The organism is Crocosphaera sp. UHCC 0190 (assembly GCF_034932065.1).
Lineage (GTDB): Bacteria > Cyanobacteriota > Cyanobacteriia > Cyanobacteriales > Microcystaceae > UHCC-0190.
In genome coordinates this window covers 1-3,164 of the sequence record NZ_JAYGHP010000036.1, presented here as the reverse complement: position 1 = coordinate 3,164, position 3,164 = coordinate 1, and the positions used below count along the sequence as shown (strand labels likewise).

The window sequence follows — 3,164 nt, the reverse complement described above, 5'->3', positions numbered from 1 at the left end:
GGGCAACTCAATTAGTTGTAAAAATTAATTCTGGGTTGTTCTCTGAAAACATGGCTTTGACCCCTTCTTTTTGGGAATACTAAGGCAAAGACTCAGGGAGAATAAAAACATGAATAATAAGGTTTATCTTAATGTTGACAGAAGACCCCCGCCACATTTTTCGACATAATATCAACCAAAATTGGCCCCGCATTTCTCACAAACTGATTTGAGAAGCTGATTTGAAGTTTAAAAATTAAGCTTTTCAAAAAATAAGAGAAATTTAAAAGGTTCCTCAAGAAAAATTTAGTGAAAGCCACTAAACCGTTACTAAATTGTCTGAAATATTTGCTTGATTTAGATAACTTTTCATGAAAAAATAGACTGCCTATATTATCAGTTATTTCAAGAACTATTTAGTTATCAAGCTCCAGCAGAAAACTCAACCAGTATCTTGAATCGCTTCAATTCTAGAGTAAGCAATGGCCAAAATATCTTGATAAGGACAAGCACTAGCTATAGCTATTAAAATTCGTCTGACGCTAACAGTAATTCTGGCTCCCAACTTCAAGAAATTAAGGCGAATTGTTCCGACCGTAGCTTTGGCAAAAGAAGTTTTAGCTAAACAATAATGGGGAAAAGACTGCATTAAAACATAAGAAAAAGATGAAAACCAAAGTCTTAATTGATTACTTTGAAAAGTTTGAGTTGAAGTGCGGTCAGCGAACAAGTCTAATTGTTGTTCTTTAATTCTATTTTCCATCTCTCCTCTCGGACAATATTTTTCCGTATAAAGTTTTGATGGGGGAATTTTTGAAGCGGGTAAAGAGGTAACAACATGACGCATTTTTAACCCTTTACTACCATAACAAACTTTGGTCACAACTCTTCTTTGACAACTCCATGATTTTTCGGTCTGATTTCCATGTACTTGGTCATCTGTTACATCCATATCCAAAATAATTTGTTTAGGAGGTTTTTTATAAGACTGTAAAAAGATATCAACAAAAAGTTTTTCGATCTTTTTTTGGTCATGTTCAATACGATGATAACGACTTTTCTCTTGCTCTAGAATCGTTTCTGGACAATATTCTAGTCGATTAATTGTGCTTTTTCCGTCCAAAAAATTCTCTTTTAACTCAAGACAATTTAGCTTTTCTAAAGCAATTGCTAAAGCAGGGTCATGACGTAATTTGTCGTGGTCATTAACGTCTTCATACCCTAAGATAAGTCCATGAATTTTTTGAGCAACTAACTGATGAACTGAATAATCTACATAGGATAAATTTCTATAGTCTTCAAAACATTCAGCGAACATCTTGGTTATTTTAAGCTCTTTATCTAACTCAGCCATCAATATAATTCCGGCATCTGAGGTGATTTTACCTCCTTCAAAAGTAGCAATTATTTCTTTTGTTTATATGAATACATTTTCGGCCAATTCAAAATAGATGAAGGCCCGTCGAGTGCATCATAAGTTAGGTTAATGGTGTATTCTGATTCTAGCCCCTCTCCTACTATTGATGAGCGAAACTGTGCGCGAAACTTCGACGGTTGAAGTAACGCCCTCTCAGGCTAACGAACGGCTGCTGGAAATGTGGTTGGATGGTCATTCGGCTCATACAGTAGACTCTTACCGTCGTGCTGTCGGGCGTTTTCTCGACTATGTGAATAAACCCCTACACCTCGTCACCCTGGCCGATCTCCAACTCTGGCGAGCTTCTTTGAGTGATCTCTCCCCCTCGTCGGTGGCGACAGTTCTGGCGGCGGTTAAATCGTTGCTGAGTTTTGCCTATCAACTCGGCGTTTTACCCACCAATGTGGGAACGGCTCTCAAAACCCCAAAGGTCAAGGATACTCTCAATGAACGGATTCTCTCGGAGTTGGAAGTGACCACCCTAATTACATTAGAGCGTAATCAACGCAATCGGGTGATGCTCCGGTTGCTGTACGCTGGTGGCTTGAGGGTGAGTGAGTTATGTGCCTTGAAGTGGCGGGATCTCAAACCCCGTCATCAGTTAGGACAAGTAACGGTGTTTGGCAAAGGGGGAAAGACGCGAACCGTACTACTACCCCAAGGAGTCTGGGAGGAGTTATGTCAATTGAAAGGGTCAAGTCTGCCCAATGACGCGGTGTTTCGCTCTCGACAAGGGGGCGGTCATTTGGATCGCTCTCAAGTGTATCGCATTGTCAAAGCGGCCGCCAAACGGGCTGGAATTGAAGGAAATGTCAGTCCTCACTGGCTGAGACACGCCCATGCTTCCCATAGTTTAGACCGAGGTGCGCCCCTTCATCTCGTCCAAGCGACGTTAGGCCATTCTTCGGTGGCGACGACGGAACGGTATTTGCACGCTAGACCTAATGATAGTTCGGCCATGTATTTACCTGGGTAGAAGTTTTAGAATAAAAATACACAGAAAATTTCAGAATTAATATGCACCAACTCAAAGTGACAACGGGAGAAACGGCGACTGCAACCGTTTTACCTGAATTTATGTTAGCTCATCTTAATCTTAAAGAAGGGGATACCCTGTTAGTCGTTCCTACCCCTAATGGTTATCTACTCACTTCTAATTCTGATGGCGTTGAAGAACAACTACAATTAGGACTAGAGTTTATGAATGAGTATAACGAAACTTTTAAAGACCTTGCCCAATAAATGACAGAAATTCGCTGGCTTAATAAACAAGCATTAATTTTACTTCATTCTGAAACGATAAGTCTTCATGGAGGTCTTGATGGCATAAGAGATGAAGGATTACTTGAGTCAGCGTTAGCTCGTCCTCAAAATATTCATGTCTATGAGAATGAAACTGATGTAATTAGACTCGCGGCTATTTATGGTATTGGAATAGCAAGGAATCATGCTTTTTTAGATGGTAACAAAAGAGCAGCTTTCTTGGCTATTGGTTTATTTCTTCGCCTTAATGGTTTTCGTTTAGTTGCTAATCCAGCCGAGGCGACACAAGTAATGTTAAAAGTAGCAACTGGTGAAATGATGGAATCAGAATTAATCTCTTGGATTAAAAATAATATATCAGAAACGTCTAGTTAAATATCAGGGTAATCGCATTGGATTTTGTATAAACTGTAACTGACAGAATTAAGAAAGTAGCGGGACAAAGGGAAAGCCATTGATAAGTAGACACACAAAATTAATTACACAGATCCAACAAAATAATCTA

3 protein-coding genes and 1 pseudogene are annotated in these 3,164 nt (G+C 39.4%); 3 read left to right on the top strand and 1 reads right to left on the bottom strand.

The genetic code is table 11. The features are described from left to right. Positions 1 to 421: 421 nt before the first annotated feature. Positions 422 to 1,393 (bottom strand): annotated as a pseudogene (locus tag VB715_RS21915) (transposase); the annotation flags it as partial. Between the two features lie 121 nt (positions 1,394 to 1,514). On the opposite strand from VB715_RS21915, the gene VB715_RS22020 reads away from it, so the two are divergent. Genes VB715_RS22020 through VB715_RS21895 form a run of 3 tightly spaced genes read left to right on the top strand, consistent with a single transcriptional unit; the run spans position 1,515 to position 3,034 of the window. Further along, complete coding sequence (locus VB715_RS22020) at positions 1,515 to 2,372, top strand: tyrosine-type recombinase/integrase (RefSeq protein ID WP_416336970.1); 858 nt, start codon at positions 1,515 to 1,517, stop codon at positions 2,370 to 2,372. 41 nt (positions 2,373 to 2,413) lie between these two features. Then, complete coding sequence (locus tag VB715_RS21900; protein ID WP_323303314.1) at positions 2,414 to 2,638, top strand: hypothetical protein; 225 nt, start codon at positions 2,414 to 2,416, stop codon at positions 2,636 to 2,638. Then, positions 2,639 to 3,034 (top strand): type II toxin-antitoxin system death-on-curing family toxin, encoded by a 396-nt coding sequence (locus VB715_RS21895; protein WP_323303313.1) that lies wholly within the window; start codon positions 2,639 to 2,641, stop codon positions 3,032 to 3,034. Positions 3,035 to 3,164 lie beyond the last annotated feature (130 nt).